The sequence below is a fragment of the Vibrio cincinnatiensis genome (genome assembly GCF_022113815.1).
In the GTDB taxonomy this organism is placed as follows: Bacteria; Pseudomonadota; Gammaproteobacteria; order Enterobacterales; family Vibrionaceae; genus Vibrio; species Vibrio cincinnatiensis_A.
In genome coordinates this window covers 1-21,845 of record NZ_SGOM01000011.1, presented here as the reverse complement: position 1 = coordinate 21,845, position 21,845 = coordinate 1, and the positions used below count along the sequence as shown (strand labels likewise).

At 42.4% G+C, this 21,845-nt stretch carries 23 protein-coding genes, 1 tRNA gene and 1 pseudogene; 19 read left to right on the top strand and 6 right to left on the bottom strand.

From position 1 onward, the window contains the following. Window positions 1-50 precede the first annotated feature (50 nt). Window positions 51-557: a Fe3+-citrate ABC transporter substrate-binding protein gene (locus EXA13_RS13415; RefSeq protein ID WP_238133629.1), complete on the bottom strand. Its 507-nt coding sequence runs from the start codon at window positions 555-557 to the stop codon at window positions 51-53. A gap of 277 nt (window positions 558-834) precedes the next feature. Between EXA13_RS13415 and EXA13_RS13410 the strand changes: the two genes are divergently transcribed. Both EXA13_RS13410 and EXA13_RS13405 read left to right on the top strand, forming a co-directional pair. Then, window positions 835-1,671 carry an AraC family transcriptional regulator gene (locus tag EXA13_RS13410; RefSeq protein WP_238133628.1) on the top strand — a complete coding sequence of 279 codons (837 nt, stop codon included), beginning with the start codon at window positions 835-837 and terminating at the stop codon, window positions 1,669-1,671. Between the two features lie 52 nt (window positions 1,672-1,723). Next, entirely contained in the window at window positions 1,724-2,350 is a 627-nt protein-coding gene (locus EXA13_RS13405) for a LysE family translocator (RefSeq protein WP_238133627.1), read from the top strand. 59 nt (window positions 2,351-2,409) lie between these two features. Here the strand turns inward: EXA13_RS13405 and EXA13_RS13400 are convergent. After that, window positions 2,410-2,486 (bottom strand) — tRNA-Arg (locus EXA13_RS13400). A gap of 54 nt (window positions 2,487-2,540) precedes the next feature. Then, on the bottom strand, window positions 2,541-3,674 hold the full coding sequence (locus tag EXA13_RS13395; protein ID WP_238133626.1) for a flagellar assembly protein FlgT: 1,134 nt from the start codon (window positions 3,672-3,674) through the stop codon (window positions 2,541-2,543). A gap of 160 nt (window positions 3,675-3,834) precedes the next feature. On the opposite strand from EXA13_RS13395, the gene EXA13_RS13390 reads away from it, so the two are divergent. Next, a complete protein-coding gene (locus EXA13_RS13390; protein ID WP_238133625.1) occupies window positions 3,835-4,470 on the top strand; it encodes a FlgO family outer membrane protein in 636 nt (211 codons plus the stop codon). Window positions 4,471-4,479: 9 nt separating this feature from the next. Beyond that, complete coding sequence (gene flgP / locus EXA13_RS13385) at window positions 4,480-4,914, top strand: flagellar assembly lipoprotein FlgP (protein WP_238133624.1); 435 nt, start codon at window positions 4,480-4,482, stop codon at window positions 4,912-4,914. A gap of 90 nt (window positions 4,915-5,004) precedes the next feature. Here flgP and EXA13_RS13380 read toward each other — a convergent pair whose 3' ends face one another. From EXA13_RS13380 to flgA, 3 genes are all read right to left on the bottom strand, one after another. Beyond that, complete coding sequence (locus EXA13_RS13380; RefSeq protein ID WP_238133623.1) at window positions 5,005-5,430, bottom strand: flagella synthesis protein FlgN; 426 nt, start codon at window positions 5,428-5,430, stop codon at window positions 5,005-5,007. A 35-nt stretch (window positions 5,431-5,465) separates the two neighbouring features. Further along, window positions 5,466-5,789, bottom strand: a complete 324-nt coding sequence (gene flgM, locus EXA13_RS13375) for a flagellar biosynthesis anti-sigma factor FlgM (RefSeq protein WP_238133622.1) — start codon at window positions 5,787-5,789, stop codon at window positions 5,466-5,468. Window positions 5,790-5,906: 117 nt separating this feature from the next. Then, the gene (gene flgA, locus EXA13_RS13370; RefSeq protein ID WP_238133621.1) at window positions 5,907-6,650 is read right to left on the bottom strand and encodes a flagellar basal body P-ring formation chaperone FlgA; all 744 of its coding nucleotides are present in this window, start codon (window positions 6,648-6,650) and stop codon (window positions 5,907-5,909) included. A gap of 80 nt (window positions 6,651-6,730) precedes the next feature. On the opposite strand from flgA, the gene EXA13_RS13365 reads away from it, so the two are divergent. The 15 genes and pseudogenes from EXA13_RS13365 to EXA13_RS13295 all read left to right on the top strand — a co-directional run. Continuing rightward, window positions 6,731-7,657 (top strand): chemotaxis protein CheV, encoded by a 927-nt coding sequence (locus EXA13_RS13365; RefSeq protein WP_238133620.1) that lies wholly within the window; start codon window positions 6,731-6,733, stop codon window positions 7,655-7,657. 10 nt (window positions 7,658-7,667) lie between these two features. After that, window positions 7,668-8,495 (top strand): protein-glutamate O-methyltransferase, encoded by an 828-nt coding sequence (locus EXA13_RS13360; RefSeq protein ID WP_238133619.1) that lies wholly within the window; start codon window positions 7,668-7,670, stop codon window positions 8,493-8,495. Window positions 8,496-8,706: 211 nt separating this feature from the next. After that, a complete protein-coding gene (gene flgB / locus EXA13_RS13355) occupies window positions 8,707-9,105 on the top strand; it encodes a flagellar basal body rod protein FlgB (RefSeq protein ID WP_238133618.1) in 399 nt (132 codons plus the stop codon). Further along, entirely contained in the window at window positions 9,106-9,522 is a 417-nt protein-coding gene (gene flgC / locus EXA13_RS13350) for a flagellar basal body rod protein FlgC (RefSeq protein WP_238133617.1), read from the top strand. 16 nt (window positions 9,523-9,538) lie between these two features. Continuing rightward, window positions 9,539-10,243, top strand: a complete 705-nt coding sequence (locus tag EXA13_RS13345; protein WP_238133616.1) for a flagellar hook assembly protein FlgD — start codon at window positions 9,539-9,541, stop codon at window positions 10,241-10,243. Window positions 10,244-10,271: 28 nt separating this feature from the next. Further along, entirely contained in the window at window positions 10,272-11,576 is a 1,305-nt protein-coding gene (gene flgE, locus EXA13_RS13340; protein WP_238133615.1) for a flagellar hook protein FlgE, read from the top strand. A gap of 237 nt (window positions 11,577-11,813) precedes the next feature. Then, on the top strand, window positions 11,814-12,563 hold the full coding sequence (gene flgF / locus EXA13_RS13335; protein WP_238133614.1) for a flagellar basal-body rod protein FlgF: 750 nt from the start codon (window positions 11,814-11,816) through the stop codon (window positions 12,561-12,563). Between the two features lie 16 nt (window positions 12,564-12,579). After that, window positions 12,580-13,368, top strand: coding sequence for a flagellar basal-body rod protein FlgG (flgG, locus tag EXA13_RS13330; RefSeq protein ID WP_238133613.1), 789 nt, complete (start codon window positions 12,580-12,582; stop codon window positions 13,366-13,368). A gap of 23 nt (window positions 13,369-13,391) precedes the next feature. Further along, window positions 13,392-14,171, top strand: a complete 780-nt coding sequence (gene flgH / locus EXA13_RS13325) for a flagellar basal body L-ring protein FlgH (RefSeq protein ID WP_238133612.1) — start codon at window positions 13,392-13,394, stop codon at window positions 14,169-14,171. A 92-nt stretch (window positions 14,172-14,263) separates the two neighbouring features. Continuing rightward, entirely contained in the window at window positions 14,264-15,349 is a 1,086-nt protein-coding gene (locus EXA13_RS13320) for a flagellar basal body P-ring protein FlgI (protein ID WP_238133611.1), read from the top strand. A gap of 10 nt (window positions 15,350-15,359) precedes the next feature. Beyond that, entirely contained in the window at window positions 15,360-16,286 is a 927-nt protein-coding gene (gene flgJ / locus EXA13_RS13315; RefSeq protein WP_238133610.1) for a flagellar assembly peptidoglycan hydrolase FlgJ, read from the top strand. A gap of 177 nt (window positions 16,287-16,463) precedes the next feature. Beyond that, complete coding sequence (flgK, locus tag EXA13_RS13310; RefSeq protein ID WP_238133609.1) at window positions 16,464-18,389, top strand: flagellar hook-associated protein FlgK; 1,926 nt, start codon at window positions 16,464-16,466, stop codon at window positions 18,387-18,389. A 12-nt stretch (window positions 18,390-18,401) separates the two neighbouring features. Next, a complete protein-coding gene (flgL, locus tag EXA13_RS13305; RefSeq protein WP_238133608.1) occupies window positions 18,402-19,595 on the top strand; it encodes a flagellar hook-associated protein FlgL in 1,194 nt (397 codons plus the stop codon). A gap of 411 nt (window positions 19,596-20,006) precedes the next feature. Then, window positions 20,007-21,164 carry a flagellin gene (locus tag EXA13_RS13300; protein ID WP_238133607.1) on the top strand — a complete coding sequence of 386 codons (1,158 nt, stop codon included), beginning with the start codon at window positions 20,007-20,009 and terminating at the stop codon, window positions 21,162-21,164. A 499-nt stretch (window positions 21,165-21,663) separates the two neighbouring features. Then, a pseudogene (locus EXA13_RS13295) lies at window positions 21,664-21,845 on the top strand (flagellin); the annotation flags it as partial.

The following is a 21,845-nucleotide window of genomic DNA, read 5'->3' as shown; positions in this document are numbered from 1 at the left end:
CCCACCATAGTGGGCTTTGAGTGTATTCATTACCGTGATTACTACTGCATCTATTTTAAGTCAATGCTGTTTAAACGGCCCATATAGATAAGAATATCAAGGTACTCTTTGTGGGCATCCAGTAACGCTTTTTTCGTTTTAGTATAAGCAGCCAGCTTGCCGTGTCTTTTAATTGAGCAAACGACACTGTTAAAGGAGCAGTGGCCTCTTGTGTCATAACTACGCCAAGCGGCAATATAGCAAGCATCACGATAGTCTGGGTTTTCTTTGGTTGGGCGAGGCTTGTAAATGATTTTGGGTTCCAAGCTATGAGGCAGTCGAGTCATTAAATAGGGATCTTTAAGAATTTTTCTCCAAAACTTTCCCCACATTTCACGACCAAGCTCATTACGCAGCTTAATGGCTTTCTTTAAGCCTTTTTTTTCTCCGATACGAATATAACCGACTGACCGATGCAAAACGGTATCATCGGGCGTGTGAATATGAATTTTATAGGCGGTTTTCGCTTTTGAGATAAAGCGATGGCCAGTATTCGTTTCTAGGTTACTTTTTTTCATACCTATCGCTATAGATTATTTTGTTAATAACGGGGGTGGCAATAGTAATCGGGATAACTAGATTAGTCTAAAACAATAAAAGTATAGTACATCAGAAACGTGTCAGAATTGTATGATGATTGATTTGTTCACCTTATCTATCAAATGGAACCATGTTGGAAAGCAAGGGGATCAGTGTTAATAATAGTTAGATTCCATACTTGTACATGATTTTTAAATGTACATAGAATGGGGTGGCTAACCATTGAGTTTTAATTGGCTATTTTAGGGATAGATAATGGAAAATCGAGTTCGCCATATTCATCAACATTTTTGGAGAGGAAAGCATTTTCCACAACTGGTCATCCGTTCGACTCAACAGAGTTTCAACGCTTATAAAGCACATAGTCATGCGGAGTTTTCAATTGGGATGATCACAGCGGGTAGAACATGTTTAACCATCAAAAATGAAAATATAGTATTGTCTCAAGGAGAGGTTGTATTCATCGAACCAGAAGAGGTTCACGCCTGTAATCCTATTTCTGGGGAAGCGCGTAGCTATTATATGTTATACATCGATAATCGTTGGTGCCTTGAGCAATTATCTCGTATGTATGGTGTTTCTGTGGAAAAATTTACTTGTCATCATCGGGTCATGAAAGATCATGTTCTTTTTGAAAAAATAATGCGATATGTTGAATTATTCATTACCCACGATAGCCTCAAAAATGCCGAAAAACTGGAAGAAGAATTACAATCTTTACTGATGAGCCATTGCTCACCAGTATTTTCCACAAGGAGTGAGCATGGATTGGCTTGTGAAATTCAGCAACGGCTATTACAGGATCTTACTCAACCACCATTGCTTGAGGCTCTCGCTCAAGAATTGGGCTATTCACAAGAATCCGTTATTCGTACTTTTAAACGGCATTTTGGAATAACCCCGAAAGCTTTTTTAAATAACCGCCGAATTGAGCAAGCTAAATTATTGCTACGCTCAGGTATGAATATCGTTGATGTTGCTTATGAAGTGGGTTTTTCTGATCAAAGCCAACTGCATCGAGCGTTTGTTAACTATACGGCTTCAACACCGAAACAATATAAGCACACCGCGTCAATTTTAGACAATAACTAGAGTAAGAAAGGCTTTATAGTGCGAGAAAAACAGTGCTATAGGTTAATCATCCATGTCTTTTACTCTATTTTTCCCCATCGCTTTTCCCGCTCTTGCCCTCGCTCACTTTGTGGCGCTACTGAGTCCCGGGCAAGATTTTTTTCTGATCGTAGGGCATGCAATTAGGCATAAGCTTAAAGGCAGTGCTTATATTTGTCTGGGGATTGCTCTAGGGAATGCGCTTTACATTCTGATTGCGATTATTGGCTGGACTCATATTCGAGATAATCAGCAGGTTTTTTCTACAATAGAAGTGTGTGGTGCGTTCTATCTCATGTGGATTGGCTACCAGTTGCTCAAAAACCATGCTAAGCCCTCACTTGTCCACAATACGAAAGAGATGATGCCTTCACGTCTAAAACAGTTTGTGCTCGGTATCAATTCTGCGCTATTAAATCCTAAAAATGCTTTGTTTTATATGAGCTTGATGTCCGCCATTCTAGGAAATAATGTAACGTTACTACAGCAGGTAACGTGTGGTATTTGGATGGTCCTGGTGGTACTGCTGTGGGATTTTTTGATTGCGAGTGTGATTGCGCAGCCAAAGATCCAAAAATGTTTGGAAAAAAGTATTCCAACAATTGAAAAAATTGCCGGGGCCATACTTGTCATGTTTGGTGTTGGACTACTTTGGCAGTAACGGTTTAGGGGGGGGGGAACATGGGTTAACTCTATTAATGAGTTAACCCATGAGTAAAGTGGCGCTCCCGACAGGATTCGAACCTGTGACCTGCCCCTTAGGAGGGGGCCGCGCTATCCTGCTGTGCCACGGGAGCGAAGATTCGTATCTTACTGAATTATTGTCATGAGATCATGCTTTCTAACAGAGTTTATAACTGTTTGTGCATTACATCGCCAATTTGAATGCTAGAAGCCAGCTCTGGTTGATCGACCGACAGTTCGGCTTCTTTTTCGTAAACTCGGGTGACGGTTAAAGTGATATCACTTTGTGACACTTTATTACGTGGCAAGCCATTTTGATCGATAAAAGCACCAGTGTGCCAGAGTTGTAACTTATCACCTTCTTGAACACCGTGAATTCGTCCTAAATCCATACTGATGGTATTGCCGTATTTAGCGACTACTTCAGGTAGGGTAATTTTACACGAAAGATCGGCTTCTAAATCCAACATAATATTGCGGCTAACACGTAGCAACATTTGTCCGTAGGTGGATGCCCAAAAGCGAGCACTTCGGGTGTCAGTGTTACTGGTTTTTGCAAATGGCCAACTGGACACTTCTCTATAGTTATTTTTGGCAATTTCATGCCCGGTTTTGCCATCAAATACTTGTAGTTCTAAAGCAAACTGTCGGTTGATGACATCATCACGCAATAACTTTTGTTCAATGGTTGAGGTTAGATCCGTAATGGATCCCCCTATGATGTAGTGAGCACCAAGGTCTTGAGCGATCATTTTTATTCGTGTTGGGTTACGACGATCAATGTCATAGTCTGTGGTTCCAACGGAGACAAAACTGTGGGCTTCTTGAGCGATTTGTCTATCAAGAACATCGGCAAAATCGTCTCCCAACTGATAAATTTGTCCCATAACCGCTTGTTGTGGAGAGGCAAGATCAATATTCCCAATCAATACGGTTTTTTTATATTGGTTAATGTGGCAAGCCGTTGCCGATGGGTAGATGTCTATTCTGGCGACAATTTGCATCACATTACGGCGAACTTTACGACTTTCTACTGAGATATAGCGAATTTCATGATTATCAAATAAATATTCTTGGCGGTCCGTTTCCAGTAGTGGCATTAATGTGCTAATGCTACCAATGTCGGCTCCGGCAAAGTTTACCGCTTTATAGATGGCATCTTCGAGAGCATGCAGTCGTGCCACCTCCTCAGAGGAGACAACAGTGGCCGTTCCGGTAACTTCATACCAGGCTGCGTAACTGCTTGGTACCCAAAGGTACATAAAAAGTATTGAAATTAAAGAATAAACATTTTTTTTCATGGTAAGTTACCAGTTAGGTACAAAATTTGCTTTACAGATATTAGCCGATGTAGGTATGCGATTCTAAAGCGAAGGCTGATAAAGAAAAGCAAAGAGCGTTCCAGTTTTGTCAAAATCAATCAAAGGGACGTTAGCCTTAGTATATCTGGAGATGAAGAGAATGAAAAAATGGCTTACCTTAGTGCCTGCAGTTTTTTTAACTGCCTGTGCTTATGCCCCGATTTATAACGGTAAAGAGCCATACAATGGTTCACAATTTATGTTAATGGAGAGTCCTCGCCATACGTTGGATTTCTTTATCGACAGTTTGACAGAAGATCTCGTTCAGTCCAACACCAGTGTTACTGCTCGGACACCTATTGCTGTAACATCATTCGTTGATTTACAAAATATGGATACAACCAATTGGTTAGGTAATTCCGTCTCTGAAGGGCTAATTTACCAATTCCAACGGCGCGGCTTTAAAGTGGTGGATTTTAAAACCACAGGATCGATACAAGTGACACATCAAGGCGATTTTGCTTTTAGCCGAGACTGGAAAGATTTAGCACAAGAACAGGAGATACAATATGTGTTGACTGGGACAATGCTACGTCAAGAAGGGGGCGTATTGGTGAATGCTCGTGTGGTGGGTATGCAGTCACGCATCGTAGTTGCAACAGCACAAGGCTTCTTACCTGAAGACCGTATTGGACGTGATTTAGATACGTTAAATACAATTCGTACTCAAGATGGTGTCTTGATTCGTTCAGACCCAACGATTACTCGCCCTTACAATGTCATCTTACGACCTTAGGAGAGAATAATGAAAGCGGGATTCTTGTTTCTTTTGCTTACACTATTAATGTCTGGTTGTCAGCCTTTGCAATCAATGCGTAGTGATGACTGGTTAACTGCGGTGGGTTATGCCAGCATTAGTGAGCAAAGAGGGCGAGATGAGGAAGAAAAACAAGTTAGAGCGATGAGAGCCTCTAAAATCGATGCTTACCGTGAACTTGCCGAGCAAATTTATGGTATGCGCGTCACAGGACGAGCAGATCTGCAAGATCAGCGCCTTGGTACAGAGCTAACGTCTGGTGCTGTTGATGGCGTAATTCGAGGTGCAGAAGTCGTGCGCAGTTATAAAGTCGGAGATAGTTACGTGACAGAACTGCGACTAGATATACGAAAAATGGATCGATTGCGCGGTTATGGTGAAGTACAACAAGTACCCGAAAAGCGCCAACAAACGTTATTCTAACTTTTCCTTCTCTCCAGATATAAAACAAGCGGCCATTTGATTGCCGCTTGTTTTATTTTAAAGATTTGCTCTCTAACGAAATGGGGAATGCTAAGCTTTAAGGTTGGTCCCTAACGTTGAAATGGTATGAGTTTGCCCAGTTGCATTATAGGTCATGCCTATTTTTCCATGGCTTTGTTGCATCAAGTTATTGAGTTTATTAAAGCTAAGCTGGGCTCTAGCTAAAGCTTCTCCATTAACATTGTTGGATTGTTGGCAGTCATGAATAATAGAGCGAACTTGATTCATCAGGGTATGCAAGTGGTCATCTTCTGTTAGGCTCTTAACATCAGGATGACGAGAGATTCTATGGTCAGTTTGTTGTAACTGATTAACTAAGGTGATTTTTTGTTTGGCAATCGCCTCAATATCCGTAGAAATACGGCGAGTGATTGCCACTTTTTCTTGATCCAACAGCGCAGAGAGTTCTTCGGCACTTTTCAATTGGAATTCGACTAAGTCTTTTAATGCTGCCATTAGTCAATCACCTTTAGCAGGTGGTTTTTATCGGTTTAAAAACCACCTAGCTCTTGTTCAAACTTAATCATATTGTCTGCCAGTTTTTCAGAGTCGACTACATATGATCCGTTGGCTATTGCCTCTTTAATTGCTGCAACCTTTGCACTGTCAAAGCTTGGGGTTGCGGCCATTTCATTATGCATTTCACCAATCGCTTTGCTTTGGGTACTCAGTGAAACGGCATCTTGCTGAGGCGCCATACTTGTTCGCGCAGTATTCGCCGAACTTGAAGATGTTGAGTTTGTTTCTGAACGAGCAGGTGCACGACTTGTTGTCGTTAACGATTGACCTGAACGTATGTTATCAATACCTGCCATAAAAGAGCCTTTAAAATGATCAACTTATACCGTCAATATCGACGAATCGAGAGGAAACTTTAGTACTTTATTTCAACATCGGGCAAATAATTTACTAACTTACTCGTTAGCGTTAAACTAAAACCGGACCGTGACTTCACCCATGTCACTGACTTGTGCGTCTATTATACGGTTTGAGCGATCATTTTTCACTTTTATCTGTTCGCCTAAATTTCCGTCAGAGAGTGCGGTTCCTTTAGTTGTGATGTTCATCCCATTACTGATGGCTCTGATCAACACATTTTCATTGCGACAAACCACACAGATGTCATTGTGGTTAATCACATCACCAAGTTGTAGGTTTTTTTTTGTTTTTGCTCCAATAACCATATCTTGTGAGGAAAATCCTTGCCGTCTAAAGCGTAGCAGATCTACCATACTAATAGTAACATCATGTTCTGTTATCATTTGTCCACGAGAAAGAGCGTTAAGAGCGGTAACCATTGGAACTGTCATGGTCAGTTTTACGGGAACATACACTCGCCACGCATCGGTTGGACATTCGACAAGAACCGTAATGTTACTGGCAGAACCATTATAAGACGACGAAGAGGTGTATAATTCCTCAGGACAGTCAGTAGCAAGAATACGTTCATCTATGTTGGCAGCATTAACAACCAGTTCTCCACCTATCGGTTTATCTACCGTGTTGAGAACATGATCTTGAGCAGCTTGTTGAATCTGCTCGATCTGCTCTAAAGTGGCGGAGTACGCAGAAAGGCTAAAGAAAAACAATAAAAAGCCGATAGAGCTATAAAAAAAGTGGTAGAAAGCTCTACACTTAGTAGTGATATGTAAAAATAAACGGGTTTTCGAAAACATAGTTCGTTTCTCTGGTTTCTTTGTTGCCTGATTTAGACTATCACTTTTCCTTGTAAAAAGTTTGAGATGGAGATGAGCTTATGACGGGTATTCTTGATTCTGTGAATCAACGTACGCAACTTGTCGGTCAAAACCGAATGGAACTACTGACTTTCCGTCTTAACGGGCGTCAACGTTATGGTATTAACGTCTTTAAGGTTAAAGAGGTTCTCCAATGCCCTAAGCTTACTGCCATGCCTAACTTACACCGCTTGGTTAAGGGCGTCGCTCATATTCGAGGTCAAACGGTTTCAGTGATTGACCTCAGCCTAGCGGTAGGTGGCCGCCCGACGGTTGATGTTGATAAAAGCTTTGTCGTTATTGCTGAATTCAACCGAACCATCCAGGCTTTTTTAGTCAGCTCCGTCGAACGTATCGTGAATATGCACTGGGAGTCTGTCTTGCCGCCACCTGATGCGGCCGGAAAAGGTAGCTACCTGACTGCGGTGACAAATATTGATAATGAATTAGTCGAAATACTCGATGTTGAAAAAATTCTAGCAGAAATCGCGCCAGTTAATGAAACGATGGATGCGAGCATTGGGGAAGAGATCGCACAAGCTGAGCAAGAAAAACCTATTGTCCGTCGAATTTTGATTGCAGATGATTCAAGTGTGGCACGTAAGCAAGTACAAAGAGCGATTGAGTCGATTGGCTTTGAATGCATCTTGACTAAAGATGGTAAGGATGCATACGAAAAACTGCTAAGTATGGCTAAAGAAGGCAGTATTTATGAGCAGATTTGTTTAGTGATTTCTGATATTGAAATGCCTGAAATGGATGGCTATACATTAACTGCAGAAATTCGCCGTCATAATGATTTAAAAAACCTTTACGTAATTCTTCATTCATCTTTGAGTGGAGTCTTTAACCAAGCGATGGTCGAAAGAGTCGGAGCAAATAACTTTATTGCTAAATTCAATCCTGATGAACTTGGCAATGCGGTGAAAGCTGCACTAGTAGAATAAAGAGAACTGAATGACTGCTATTACTATCAGCGATCAAGAGTATCGTGATTTTTGTCGGTTTCTAGAATCCCAGTGCGGTATCGTACTGGGAGACAGTAAGCAATATTTGGTGAGAAGTCGCCTAAGCCCGCTGGTAACCAAATTTAAGTTAAGCTCTCTTTCTGATCTGCTGCGTGATGTTGTAACAGGGCGAAACCGAGAGTTACGCGTTGCAGCAGTAGATGCAATGACAACGAATGAAACGCTGTGGTTTCGTGATTCGTATCCTTTTACGGTATTAGCCGATCGCTTATTACCTGAAATGGCGAAGAATAAGCGGCCGATTAAAATATGGTCAGCTGCCAGCTCATCTGGCCAAGAACCGTATTCTATGGCGATGACGGTGCTGGAACAGCAGCAAAAACGCCCAGGTATGCTGCCAAGCGTTTCTATCACGGCTACGGATATTTCTAATAGTATGTTGGATATGTGCCGAGCGGGGATTTATGATAATTTAGCACTGGGACGAGGGTTATCTCCAGAGCGTCGCCGATCTTTCTTTGAGGAAGTGGGGGATGGGCGTATGCGCATTAAAGATAACGTTAAGCGTCTGGTTAATTTCCGCCCACAGAATTTGATGGAAAGTTATGCGCTACTGGGTAAATTTGACATCATCTTTTGCCGTAATGTGCTGATTTATTTCTCTCCGGATATGAAAGCTCGAGTGCTTAATCAGATGGCAAGCAGCTTAAATCCAGGTGGATATTTATTGCTTGGTGCATCGGAATCATTGACGGGCCTGACGGATAAATTTGATATGGTGCGTTGTAACCCTGGCATTATTTATAAACTTAAATAAGGAAAACCCGGACGAGTTCCGGGTTTTCCTTTTTCTGCCCCTTCCTTTCTCGATCATCTGGTCTAAATTTTGCCTTAAGATTTTCATTACAGAAACGCATATTTGGTTCTTATGGTCGATATGAGTATTCGTGAGGCGATAACTTCCAAAGTTGGTACGTTAATTGCTTTTATCTATTCAGTAACGGTCAGTTCTTAGCAAAGAGGCAAACATGGCTATTTCTTTTGATAAAGCACTCGGTATACACCAACACACTGTTGGCGTGCGTGAGCGTAATGCTGAGGTCATTTCGACCAACATTGCTCAAGCCAATACACCAGGCTTTAAAGCAAAAGGAATGGATTTTAAACGGGCATTGCAAGCGGCAAGTTCAGGGGCAAGCATTAGTCTTAGTCGTACTGATGGTCGGCATATTCCTGCCTCAAAGACGGTCGAAGGGGAAATGCTTTACCGCACTCCCACCCAACCGGATACCGGAGATGGCAATACAGTAGATGTTGATTTGGAGCGTAACCTGTTTATGCAAAACCAACTACGTCACCAAGCTTCTCTAGACTTCTTAGGAAGTAAGTTTAAGAACTTAACGAAAGCAATCACTGGAGGCAACTAGATGAGCTTATTTAATGTATTCAATGTAACCGGTTCTGCTATGAGTGCTGAATCTGTTCGTCTAAATACGACCTCAAGTAACTTGGCCAATGCAGACAGCATCAGTAGTTCAGCGAAAGAAACGTATAAAGCGCGCCACGCGGTATTTGGTGCTGAACTGAATAAGGCCCGTTATCACAGTGATCCTAATATTCCTGTAAAAGTATTAGGTATCGTGGAGAGTGATAAACCACTCACTGCGGAATTTAATCCAGACCATCCTTTGGCAAATGATGAAGGGTATATTTATAAACCGAATGTCAACGTCATGGAAGAAATGGCCAATATGATTTCTGCTTCTCGTTCATACCAAACGAATGTGCAAGTAGCAGATGCAAGTAAACAAATGCTGCTGCGTACGCTGCAGATGGGTCAATAAGGGTAGGAGGTAGCAGATGGCCGGAATCAATAATATTGGTCAAAGCGGATTGTCCTATGTCGACCAGCTAAAAGCGCTTCAAGAACAGAAAAAGCCGACTGAAACAACCGGAAAGCAAGATCTTAAACAAGAAGATTTCCTTTCCTTGCTGACCAAACAGTTGGCGCAACAGGACCCATTCAAACCCGTTAGTAACGACCAAATGATCGCTCAGATGGCTTCGTTTGCCACTGTTGATGGCATTGGCAAAATGAATGAGCAGTTTGAAAGTTTGAACTCATCGATGACTTCAAACCAAGCTTTACAAGCTTCTTCATTAGTGGGTCGAGATGTATTAGTGCCTGGTGCAGCTGGGATAAAAACAGATGGCGCAATGGCGGCAATGGTGAAACTCCCTCAATCGGTAGAGAACCTATTCATTCGAATTGAGAATGAAGCGGGTCAATTGGTTCGTACCTTTGATGCCGGCGCTAAACTCGGTGGTGATAACCGTGTTGAGTGGGACGGCAATGATGAAAACGGTAATCCTTTGCCGGATGGAAGATATAGAGTTAAAGCATCGGGTTTACTTGATGGAGAGAACACCGAATTTGGCGTATCAACGTATGCCAATGTAAACAGTGTTCTCCTTGGTAAAGGCGATGGTAACGTACTGCTCAATCTGGCTGGTTTTGAATCACCAGTGCGACTTGCTGAAGTACTAGAAGTTGGCAAAGCATAACCATGCTAGCTAGATAGGAGAATTTGTCATGTCATATATATCTCTTAGTGGTTTATCTGCCGCTCAGTTAGATCTTAATACCACCAGTAATAACATTGCGAACGCCAATACTTATGGCTTTAAAGAGTCTAGAGCTGAGTTTGGGGATGTTTATTCCACGTCCTTGTTTACAAACTCGAAGACAACGCCAGGGCAAGGTGTGCAAGCGAATAAAGTTGCTCAGCAGTTTCATGAAGGTTCTAGTATCTATACGAATAACCCAATGGATTTACGAATTGGCGGCACGGGTTTTTTTGCTGTAGCCAAAGATCGTTTGATTCCTCAACAAAACGAGTTAACGCGTAACGGGGCGTTCCATCTAGATAAAAACAACTACATGGTGACTTCTAACGATCAATTCTTATTAGGTTATGAAGTGAATCCCGATAATGGTGAAGTGCTCTCTTATGAGCCCAAACCTCTTAATATTCCGGCTCAGTTTGGGAAGCCTAAACAGACTTCTAACATTGAAATTTCGGCAAACTTACCCGCTAATGGGGAGTTAAAAGATCCGAATTTATTTGATTTTAGTGATCCTGATACTTATAACCGAACAACCTCATCGACTATCTATGACTCGATGGGGCAGCCGTATAAGTTAACGACCTATTATTTGAAAGATCAAAACGAAAATAATAAGTGGAATACCTACTACACGGTAACGGATAAAACCGGTGAGAAACCAATCAATATCGCAAATGGTGATGCAACTTCACCTTCAGGCCATGTAGGGCATACGCTACGTTTTAATAATGATGGTACGCTAGCGAGCTTAAATAATGGCCAGCCGATTGTTTCTGCCCCATTGGGTGAAGGGGATAATCCTATTGATTTGAATGGTGCGGATGGTAGTCAAACCCTATCGTTTGACTTAAATGGCGCAACACAATTTGCTGCACCTTTTGAGTTGACCAAGTTTGATCAGGATGGCGCAACGACGGGTTTCCTCACTAAAATTGATTTTGATGAATATGGTAGCGTATTAGCTACGTATTCTAATGGGCAAAATGTTACCTTAGGCCGTGTCGCTATGGTTCGCGTAGCAAATGAACAAGGGCTAGAGAAAAAAGGTGGCACTCAGTGGGATGCCACTCAGCAGTCAGGTGTGAAAATTTGGGGTGAGTCAAGTAAAGGGTCATTTGGTACGATCAGCAATGGCGTGCTGGAACAATCGAATATTGACATGACTCAAGAATTGGTTGATCTGATTTCTGCTCAACGTAACTTCCAAGCGAACTCACGTGCGCTAGAAGTTCATAGCCAGCTACAACAAAATATCCTACAAATTCGCTAATTGTTGTTTAACGCATTAGTGGATGAGAAGTTAAGCTCGAACTGGTCTGGTACTGGTTCGAGTTTACCTTTTAACCTACCTGTATTTTTACTTTCCTACCTCCTCGGTATTGCCGGATTGCCGCTTCTTTCTTTTATCTTGTCTTGTTTTTTATTAACTCATTGATTTTATAGTTGAATTTTTGTTGGCACGTCAATTGCTTATCTGTTAGTCATTGATGATTGTGGAGAACACTAAATGGATCGCGCACTGTTTCTGGCCATGAGTGGCGCCAAACAAAATATGCAGGCGATGCAGCTAAGAGCAAACAACCTTGCTAACGTGAGTACGACAGGGTTTCGTGCTGATTTAGAGCAAGCTCGCTCAATGCAGGCTTATGGTGAAGGGCTTCCTAGCCGAGTGTTCAGTATGACTGAGCGTCCGGGAAACCGCTTTGACCAAGGCAGTGTGATCACGACAGGCCGAGATCTTGATGTCACCATCCAAGGGGATGGTTGGATTTCTGTTTTGGATAAAACCGGTAAAGAAGGTTTAACTCGTAACGGTAACTTACGCATTGATGAGAATGGTTTATTACTTAATGGTAATGGTCATTTAGTGCTTGGCGAAGCGGGGGCTCCTATTACCTTACCCATTCCCTTGAATAAGGTTGAAATTGGTAATGATGGTACGATTTCTGTTCGCCCTCAAGGTGCTCCGGCTGATGCGATGGAAATTGTAGATCGTATAAAACTCGTTCGTCCAAACAATCAATCACTCTTTAAAGATATCAATGGGTTATTCCGGTCGAAAGAACCGACAACCGAATATGAAGCAGATGCTAACGTCAAAATTCTTACGGGTGCGCTTGAAGGCAGTAACGTTAATGCCGTCGGTGAAATGACCAGTTTGATTGATTTACAGCGTCAGTTTGAAATGCAAGTCAAAATGATGAGTACCGCAGAAGAGATGGATAAGTCATCTGACTCTCTGCTTCGTATGAGCTAAGTGAGAGGAATTCAATATGCAACCAGCATTATGGGTAAGTAAAACCGGTCTTGATGCACAGCAAACCAACATTGCGACTATCTCGAATAACTTAGCGAACGCCTCCACGGTAGGGTTCAAAAAGAGCCGTGCCGTTTTTGAAGATTTGTTCTATCAAAATATTAATCAACCGGGTGGTCAATCGTCACAAAACACCGAGCTACCGAGTGGTTTGATGCTAGGTGCAGGTTCAAAAGTGGTTGCGACGCAAAAAGTACATACTAATGGCAATGCACAAACCACGAATAATAGTTTAGATATGATGATTGAAGGCGATGGTTTTTTTCAAATCCTGATGCCTGATGGCAATATTGGCTATAGCCGTAACGGCCAGTTCACGCTGAATGCAGAAGGCGCGATTGTGACTTCAGGATCTGGTTACCTACTTCAGCCTGAAATTGTGGTTCCTGAAGATGCCATTTCCGTTACGGTCGGCAATGATGGTGAAGTTTCTGTTCGTTTACGCGGCCAGCAAGAAAACCAAGTTTTGGGTCAAATCACAACCGTTGATTTTATTAACCCTGGTGGTCTAGAGCCTGTTGGGCAAAACTTATATTTACCAACCGGAGCCAGTGGTGACCCACAAGAAGGGGTTCCTGGGTTGGATGGGCTGGGGAATATTCGCCAATCGATGTTAGAAAGCTCTAACGTGAATGTGACTGAAGAATTGGTCAATATGATTGAAGCTCAACGTGTTTATGAAATGAACTCAAAAGTGATTTCTGCCGTCGATAAAATGATGAGTTTTGTTAACCAACAACTGTAATGGCTGACTAAGAGAATATCATTATGAAACATCTATTCAGTTTACTTTTTATCGCCTTTCTTTCTGGATGCACGCTATTACAGCCACCGGTTGAGACGGCCGAAGTTATTCAAGGAACCACGGTTGTGGATGCGGTAGAAGGCGATAAAGCGTCTGACACCAGTTCTGGGCTTATGGATGCACTTCGTAATCGGGTGGATCCTGTTCAAGGGGATCCTGCGTGGGCTCCGATTTACCCTAAAGCAAAACCGGAGCACTATGCTGCTGAAACAGGTTCTCTTTTCAACCTGAACCGTGCTAGCAGCCTGTATGATGACACGAAACCACGAGGCATTGGTGACATCATTACAGTGAATTTGAATGAAAATACCAAAGCGGCAAAAAGTGCCGATGCAGATTTATCCAAAAACAATGATGCAACGATGGACCCATTAAATGTAGGGGGACAAGAGCTTAATATTGGTAACTATAACTTCTCCTATGCTTTAAAGAACAATAATAAATTTTCTGGCAGTGCAGAAGCGAATCAGAGTAACAGTATTAAAGGCTCTATTACGGTCGAAGTCATTGATGTTCTCGCCAATGGTAACTTAGTGATTCGTGGCGAAAAGTGGTTAATGCTGAATACGGGAGATGAATACATTCGCCTGAGCGGAACGATTCGTCCCGATGATATTGATGAGGAAAACACCATTGCTTCCAACCGGATTTCGAATGCTCGCATTCAGTATTCAGGAACGGGGAGTAACCAAGATATGCAAGAACCAGGATTCTTGGCACGATTTTTTAATGTCTCTTTGTAAAGGTTACTTCTTAGTCGATATTTTGACTGTGTAAAGCATGATAAAGCGATTAGTCAAACGCGGTATCTCATAGAGAGAAAGGGTTACTCACCATGAAAAAATTCACTGTGTTATTAATGATGCTGGTAGCGACCAGTGCCCATGCTGTTCGTATTAAGGATGTGGCTCAGGTTGCGGGTGTTCGTAGTAACCAATTGGTGGGATATGGCCTCGTTACTGGGTTACCCGGAACAGGAGAATCGACACCGTTTACGGATCAAAGTTTTAATGCCATGTTACAGAATTTCGGCATTCAATTGCCGCAGGGAACAAAACCAAAAACAAAGAACGTTGCCGCCGTTATTGTGACAGCAGAATTGCCACCGTTTTCGAAACAAGGGCAAACCATTGATGTGACCGTTTCTTCTATTGGTTCAGCGAAGAGCTTACGTGGTGGTACATTGACGCAAACTTTTCTGAAAGGGTTGGACGGTCAAGTTTATGCTGTCGCGCAAGGAAACTTAGTCGTGAGTGGCTTTAGTGCTACAGGCGCTGATGGTTCAAGCTTGGTAGGGAATAACCCAACTGTTGGGATCATCTCTAGTGGAGCAATGGTTGAACGAGAAATTCCTACCCCTTTCAGCCGGGGGGATTTTATTACCTTTAATTTATTCCAATCCGATTTTACTACTGCACAACGAATGGCGGATGCGGTGAACCAATTTCTTGGCCCAGAAATGGCTTCTGCCATTGATGCTACCTCTGTTCGTGTTCGCGCTCCTCGTGATGTTAGCCAGCGAGTGGCCTTTTTATCTGCCATTGAAAACCTCGAATTTGATCCCGCCGATATGGCTGCGAAAATTATTGTTAACTCTCGAACAGGAACCATCGTGGTTGGGCAGCATGTACGTTTAAAACCGGCTGCGGTCACTCATGGTGGAATGACCGTTGCGATCAAAGAAAATTGGAATGTCTCCCAACCCAACCCTTTAGCTGGCGGTAATACAGCCATTGTTCCTGATACCGAAATTGAAGTTAGCGAGAAACAAGGGAAAATGTTTAAATTGGAACCCGGGGTCACACTTGATGACTTGGTTCGTGCCGTCAACGAAGTGGGGGCTGCGCCTTCCGATCTGATGGCGATTTTACAAGCATTGAAAAATGCTGGGGCTATTCAAGGTCAACTGATCATTATCTAAGAGGCTGACTATGATTAATAACTCGAATGATATTGGCTTTATTCATGATCTTGCCAGCTTAGATAAACTGCGTCAAAAAGCCGTTAGTGGTGATGATGGCGCAGAAAAAGATGCGTTAACGGCGGCGGCAAGACAATTTGAATCCATCTTTACTTCCATGATGCTTAAGTCCATGCGTGAAGCGAACTCATCATTTAAATCTGAGCTTTTTAGCAGTCAGAATGAAGAGTTTTATAGGCAAATGCAAGATGAACAGATGATAAGTCAGCTTAGTGCATCAGGATCGCTTGGCCTAGCGGATATGATTGTCGCACAGCTTTCTGCTGCTGAAGGTGGAGCAAGCCCTGAGAGTGATGACCGTTTTCAAGATGCAATGCAGCGTGTACAGATGGCTAGAGAAGCTGCGGCTAACCGTCCATCAAGCAATGTCATCGAGAGTGAAGTACCATTGGCTCCTCGTGACCATGCCTTTGATTCACCTCAATCGTTTGTCTCTTCATTAAAACCTTATGCTGATAAAGTAGCGAAGACATTGGGCATTGATGGTTCATTGCTGTTGGCGCAAGCAGCCTTAGAGACGGGATGGGGACAGAAATTGGTTTCTAACGCTCGAGGCAGCAGTAACAACTTATTCAATATTAAGGCTGATCGAAGCTGGCAAGGCGAACGTGTCGCTACGCAAACACTCGAATACCACGATCAAACACCGGTAATGGAGAAAGCTGCATTTCGCTCTTATCCTACCTTTCAAGAGAGTTTTGCCGATTATGCTCACTTTTTGGCTAGCAACCCTCGCTATCAGACGGCATTGCAACATGGCGGTGATAATGAAGCCTTTATTCGAGGAATTCATCAAGCCGGTTATGCGACCGACCCTCAATATGCAGATAAAGTGCTGCGGGTTAAAGCCCAAATCGATCAAATGGATACCCTCTAATTCCCCCTCTTTCTATAGTGGGATGTTTCCTCATCTTGAGGTAAATATCCCACTGTCATAATTATTTTATCCTTTATTTTCCTTTAGTTAGCTTTGTTTTTATCTGGCACGTATATTGCATTTCATGTAGTAACAAGCCAGTTAATACTGGCATTTTACGGCTTTTTTGGGGGCAATATGGCGTCTGATCTTCTGAACATGGGTGCGCAAAGCGTATTAACCGCTCAGAGACAACTCAACACTACAGGTCATAACATTGCTAATGCGAATACCGAGGGATACAGTCGACAATCGGTGATTCAAGGCACGAATGCACCTCGCCAGTATGGTGGTCAAACCTATGGAATGGGCGTGCATGTGGAAAATGTTCGCCGCTCTTGGGATCAATTTGCCGTTAAAGAGTTAAATCTTGCCACCACGGATTATTCCTTCAAACATGATACAGAAGAAAACTTGGATATGTTGTCCAAGCTTCTGTCTTCCGTTGCATCAAAGAAAATACCTGAAAACTTAAATGAGTGGTTTGATTCTGTGAAATCCCTAGCCGATACCCCTAATGATGTGGGGGCTCGTAAAGTTGTGCTAGAGAAGGCTGGGTTAATTAGTCAAAATTTAAATGATTTCCATGAAACGGTACGTCGTCAATTTGATATCACGAATAAAGGGTTAGATGTTGGTATTGAGCGTATTAATCAGTTGGCATTAGAAATTCGTGATGTACAACGACTTATGATGAAAACGCCGGGGCCACATAATGACTTAATGGATCAACACGAAAAATTAGTGTCAGAGTTATCTCAATATACCAAAGTGACCGTTACGCCTCGGAAAAATGCAGAAGGGTTTAATATTCATATCGGTAGTGGTCATACACTAGTATCAGGTACAGAAGCTAGCCAACTAAAAATGATTGATGGTTACCCGGATGTGAAACAACGCCGCTTAGCCATTGTTGAGGGAAATACCCTTAAACCGATTTCAGAAAAAGAAATTGGTGGAAAATTGGCGGCTCAATTTGAAATGCGGGATGAACATATTCCTTATTTAATGGATGAAATTGGTCGACTTGCTGTTTCCTTTTCTCATGAAGTGAATCAACTACAAAACCAAGGGTTAGATTTACGCGGTAATGTCGGAGAAAACCTATTTACTGACATGAATTCAGACGCTATTGCTCGTTCTCGTGTGGTGACTTCCAGCAATTCTAATGCGGATATGGCGGTGTATATTGACGATCTGAGTCAATTGAAAGGGGGTGAATTTTCATTGTCGTATAACGGCAGTGGTTATGTTGCCACCTTACCAGATGGGCAGCAAACACCGCTAACGCTTAATCAAGGTAACCTTTATCTGAATGGATTGAAAATACAGGTAAATACTCCGCCGGATATTGGTGAACGAGTGATTATTCGTCCAACGCGTGATGGGGCGGCAGAGATAAAAATGGCAACGAATGATGCGACAAAAATTGCCGCACAAAGTTACCAAGCTTCAACGTCATTTGCACAGGGAAATGCCAAATTTACTATTGCCCAAGTGGGTGATGTTAAAGAATTTGAAGCTTATGTAGAACCAAGTTCTACAGGGGCCGGCAATGATATGGAAGTACGTATAGTCGATAAAAATGGTCAACTGTTAGCGACACAACCTTATCAATTTGCTGAGGGTGAACAAACGTTAAATGTGGTGATTCCGGCCCAAGTCCCAGGAGGAAAGGCGACGGAGTTTAATTTAACAAGGGGCGCGATTGTTAATGATAAGTTCACGGCCAACTTAAACCCTGCAGAAGGGGATAACGGCAACTTGCGTAAAATGCTTTATCTGCAAACTAGCAAGAAAATGAACGATCATGAGTCGACTATTATTAGCCTATATCACAATTTAAATACCGACTTTGGACTCAAAGTGTCAACCGCTTCCCGTTTGACGGATGTAGCTCGTCTCGAACAAGATGCCGCACAGTCAAGAATTGCGTCGGTATCTGGGGTCAACCTAGATGAAGAAGCGGCCAACATGATGAAGTTTCAACATGCTTATATGGCCTCGTCTCGCATCATGCAAGCGGCTAATGACACCTTCAATACGATTTTACAGTTAAGATAAGGGGAGAGATAAATGCTCAATCGTATTTCTAGCTTCCATAATTATCAATCGGTGCAAAATGATCTTCGTCGTCAAGAAAACAAGGTGCATCATAATCAAGCACAGTTAGCTTCAGGTAAAAAATTGCTTTCAGCAGGAGATAACCCGCTGGCTACGCATTACATTCAAAACGTAACACAGCAAGAAGAGCAATTACGTCAGTACCTAGATGCCATTGTATTGGTGCGTAACCGATTAGAGCATCAAGAAGTGATTATTTCTAACACAGAAGATTTTGCAGATAAAACGAAACGCATGGTCATGGAAATGATCAACGGTTCATTATCACCAGAAGATAGAGCGGCAAAAGCACGTGAAATTGAAGAAATCTCCAATAACTTTTTCAACTTAGCGAATGTGCAAGATGAATCCGGCAACTATATTTTTGCCGGAACGAAACCCAAGAATCAGCCATTTTTCCGTGATAACTCAGGAAATGTCAGCTATTACGGCGATGACTATCAGCGGAAAATGAAAATTTCCAGTAGCTTAGAGGTTCCGTTCAATACACCGGGGAGTCATATTTTTATGAATATTGATAACCCATTTGGTGACTTTGAACCAAATTATGATCTTCGTGATGGATCTGAGTTGTTACTTGAGCGTGCAACCAATACGAACCCTGATGATTCCGCCAGCTATAAAGTAACTTTTGTTGATATGCAAAATGGAAATTTTGCCTATCAGCTAGAACGAGATGGTGAAGTAGTTGCGGTTGATGACCTTAACCCTCGTGATGGCATCCAGTACCAAGGGGTCACCATTCAGCTCAAAGGGCAGATCACTGCCGGTGACTCAATTTCATTGACACCACGCAAAACATTCAGTGTCTTCGATAGCTTTAAACAAGCCATTGATCTATCAAAAGGCTCTGTTTCCGATGCTTCCAATACCGCTAAATTGCACCAAGTTACGGAAGAGTTTCATACGGCTTTCATTCATCTGAATAAAGCAAGAACGGAAGTGGGGGCTCGCCTGAGTACATTAGATATTCAGGAAGACCAACATGAAGATTTCAAGATTAGCTTGGCGAGTTCGAAAAGTCAGTTTGAAGACTTAGATTATTCTCAAGCGGTTATTGAGTTCAATGAAAACTCACGAGCGTTGCAAGCGTCACAGTTGGCTTTTGGTAAAACAAAAGATTTGACTCTATTTAACTACCTGTAACTTTTATTCATGCCATATGTGCTATGCCATATGTGCGAAAGAACAGCAGTGGTATAGGCCGTCAGGGGAGTACAAGATTAACCTCGCGGCCTATTCAAGAGAGTGATGGAACAACGAGAAAAAGCGGCAAAAGAGCGGCAACGGCGTAGGTAAATTCTGTTGTTATTGGTTTTTTTTAAGATTGATTAACAATGAAAAAATTAAAATAACAATAAAAAACAATGACTTAATGGTTTTATTTTGGGGTTGAAAAAGTTGGCACATAAATTGAATTATATAAACCAGAGTTGATACAACCCGTTCTTAAATATGCCTGAAGGCGTATTTGGCAAGTGATTTACGGTCAGTGCTTCCAAGAGAGTAAAGCTGACCGCTTCGCAAAGGCTTGCGAACTCGATAGGAGAGCAAAGTATGACCATTAACGTAAATACCAACGTATCGGCAATGACAGCCCAACGTTACCTAAACAAATCGAGCAATGAGTTAAATACCTCGATGGAGCGCCTTTCTTCTGGTAACCGTATTAATAGTGCCAAAGATGATGCTGCTGGTTTACAAATTTCAAACCGTTTAACCGCACAATCTCGTGGTCTTGATGTCGCTATGCGTAACGCTAATGATGGCATTTCGATTGCGCAGACGGCTGAAGGGGCGATGAATGAATCCACCAGTATCTTACAGCGTATGCGTGACTTGGCTCTGCAATCAGCTAACGGCACCAACTCTTTGTCAGAGCGTCAGGCACTGAATGAAGAAACGACAGCTCTACAAGATGAGTTGAACCGTATTGCGGAAACAACCTCATTTGGTGGACGTCGATTGCTGAATGGTTCATTTGGTGAAGCGTCATTCCAGATCGGTTCAAACTCGGGTGAGGCAATCATCATGGGCTTGACCAGTATCCGTGCTGATGATTTTCGTATGGGTGGTCAATCGTTTATTGCTGATAGTGGTAAAACGCAAGACTGGAGCGTGGATGCTAACAATAATGCGCTTAAGTTAGAGTTTACCAAGAAAGATGGTGAAGAGGTCAGTATCGATCTTGTGGCTAATATTGGTGATGATATCGAAGAAGTGGCGACTTACATCAACGGTCAAACCGATTTGCTTAAAGCATCTGTCGACGAAGAAGGTCGTTTACAAATTTTCATGGCTGAGCCTGATTTTGCTGATGTTACTTCTGCGGGGATCACGTTCAGTGGAAGTTTAGCCGATGATTTAGGTCTTGCCGCTGCAAGTGGTGTCGGACAGAAAAATACGGTTCAAGATATCGATATTACGACCGTGGGTGGGTCACAAAATGCGGTCGGCATTCTTGATGCTGCTCTTAAGTATATTGATTCACAACGTGCAGATTTAGGGGCGAAGCAAAACCGCTTGAATCACAGTATTAATAACTTGGCGAATATTCAAGAAAACGTTGAAGCCTCGAAGAGCCGTATTAAAGATACCGATTTTGCGAAAGAAACAACGCAATTGACGAAATCACAAATTCTGCAACAGGCTGGAACCTCGATTCTAGCTCAAGCAAAACAGTTGCCAAACTCTGCAATTTCATTATTGCAGTAGTCCCTTGGTTCTTCATTAATAAGCTCAGACGTGAGTATGTAATGAAGATGCCTTGGCAAGGTATGATTATTGGCGGTCAACAAGCTCTCTCAGATATACCTGCTTGTTAGCTTAAAATAATCATACACTCAGGCTAGCCTAAGTGTGTTCATTTCTCTTGATCTCCACATTGGTAATGGCTACCTACCATAGCCCCGGTTCTCTCAAAGGAAAAGGGGCTTTTTCTTTGCTATTTTGACTGCGAATTTCACCTCATCCTCCTCCCGGCTATTTCCCGTAAACCTTTAGCACTATTTTACTTTTTCTTCAGCGTTTGTGTTGAAAAGCTCAGTTTTTTCCTGTTTCAAAAATTTTTCATTAATAAAGCAGGATTTTACTAAAGAAATCTCTCCATGGGTCGCTAATAGAAGTAACTTTGAGAGAACTACGTGGTATTCCGAGACGTCGGAAACCGTTCGGGCAGTTCCGCTACGTCTAAAAATAAATAGGAGACACCACTATGGCGGTCAATGTAAATACCAACGTGTCAGCAATGACAGCACAACGTTACCTAAACAGCGCGACCAGCGCACAGCAAACTTCAATGGAACGTTTGTCTTCTGGATTTAAAATTAACAGTGCAAAAGATGATGCAGCCGGCCTACAAATTTCTAACCGTTTGAATGTTCAAAGCCGTGGTTT

Coding starts and splice junctions, on each gene's coding strand:
- EXA13_RS13395 (WP_238133626.1), bottom strand. CDS start 3,674: ATGAAAAAAAATGTTTATTCTTTAATTTCAATACTTTTTATGTACCTT.
- flgG (WP_238133613.1), top strand. CDS start 12,580: ATGCAACCAGCATTATGGGTAAGTAAAACCGGTCTTGATGCACAGCAA.
- EXA13_RS13390 (WP_238133625.1), top strand. CDS start 3,835: ATGAAAAAATGGCTTACCTTAGTGCCTGCAGTTTTTTTAACTGCCTGT.
- flgJ (WP_238133610.1), top strand. CDS start 15,360: ATGATTAATAACTCGAATGATATTGGCTTTATTCATGATCTTGCCAGC.
- EXA13_RS13320 (WP_238133611.1), top strand. CDS start 14,264: ATGAAAAAATTCACTGTGTTATTAATGATGCTGGTAGCGACCAGTGCC.
- EXA13_RS13365 (WP_238133620.1), top strand. CDS start 6,731: ATGACGGGTATTCTTGATTCTGTGAATCAACGTACGCAACTTGTCGGT.
- flgK (WP_238133609.1), top strand. CDS start 16,464: ATGGCGTCTGATCTTCTGAACATGGGTGCGCAAAGCGTATTAACCGCT.
- EXA13_RS13300 (WP_238133607.1), top strand. CDS start 20,007: ATGACCATTAACGTAAATACCAACGTATCGGCAATGACAGCCCAACGT.
- EXA13_RS13405 (WP_238133627.1), top strand. CDS start 1,724: ATGTCTTTTACTCTATTTTTCCCCATCGCTTTTCCCGCTCTTGCCCTC.
- flgB (WP_238133618.1), top strand. CDS start 8,707: ATGGCTATTTCTTTTGATAAAGCACTCGGTATACACCAACACACTGTT.
- EXA13_RS13360 (WP_238133619.1), top strand. CDS start 7,668: ATGACTGCTATTACTATCAGCGATCAAGAGTATCGTGATTTTTGTCGG.
- flgC (WP_238133617.1), top strand. CDS start 9,106: ATGAGCTTATTTAATGTATTCAATGTAACCGGTTCTGCTATGAGTGCT.
- flgM (WP_238133622.1), bottom strand. CDS start 5,789: ATGGCAGGTATTGATAACATACGTTCAGGTCAATCGTTAACGACAACA.
- flgE (WP_238133615.1), top strand. CDS start 10,272: ATGTCATATATATCTCTTAGTGGTTTATCTGCCGCTCAGTTAGATCTT.
- flgF (WP_238133614.1), top strand. CDS start 11,814: ATGGATCGCGCACTGTTTCTGGCCATGAGTGGCGCCAAACAAAATATG.
- EXA13_RS13380 (WP_238133623.1), bottom strand. CDS start 5,430: ATGGCAGCATTAAAAGACTTAGTCGAATTCCAATTGAAAAGTGCCGAA.
- EXA13_RS13410 (WP_238133628.1), top strand. CDS start 835: ATGGAAAATCGAGTTCGCCATATTCATCAACATTTTTGGAGAGGAAAG.
- flgL (WP_238133608.1), top strand. CDS start 18,402: ATGCTCAATCGTATTTCTAGCTTCCATAATTATCAATCGGTGCAAAAT.
- EXA13_RS13345 (WP_238133616.1), top strand. CDS start 9,539: ATGGCCGGAATCAATAATATTGGTCAAAGCGGATTGTCCTATGTCGAC.
- EXA13_RS13415 (WP_238133629.1), bottom strand. CDS start 557: ATGAAAAAAAGTAACCTAGAAACGAATACTGGCCATCGCTTTATCTCA.
- flgP (WP_238133624.1), top strand. CDS start 4,480: ATGAAAGCGGGATTCTTGTTTCTTTTGCTTACACTATTAATGTCTGGT.
- flgA (WP_238133621.1), bottom strand. CDS start 6,650: ATGTTTTCGAAAACCCGTTTATTTTTACATATCACTACTAAGTGTAGA.
- flgH (WP_238133612.1), top strand. CDS start 13,392: ATGAAACATCTATTCAGTTTACTTTTTATCGCCTTTCTTTCTGGATGC.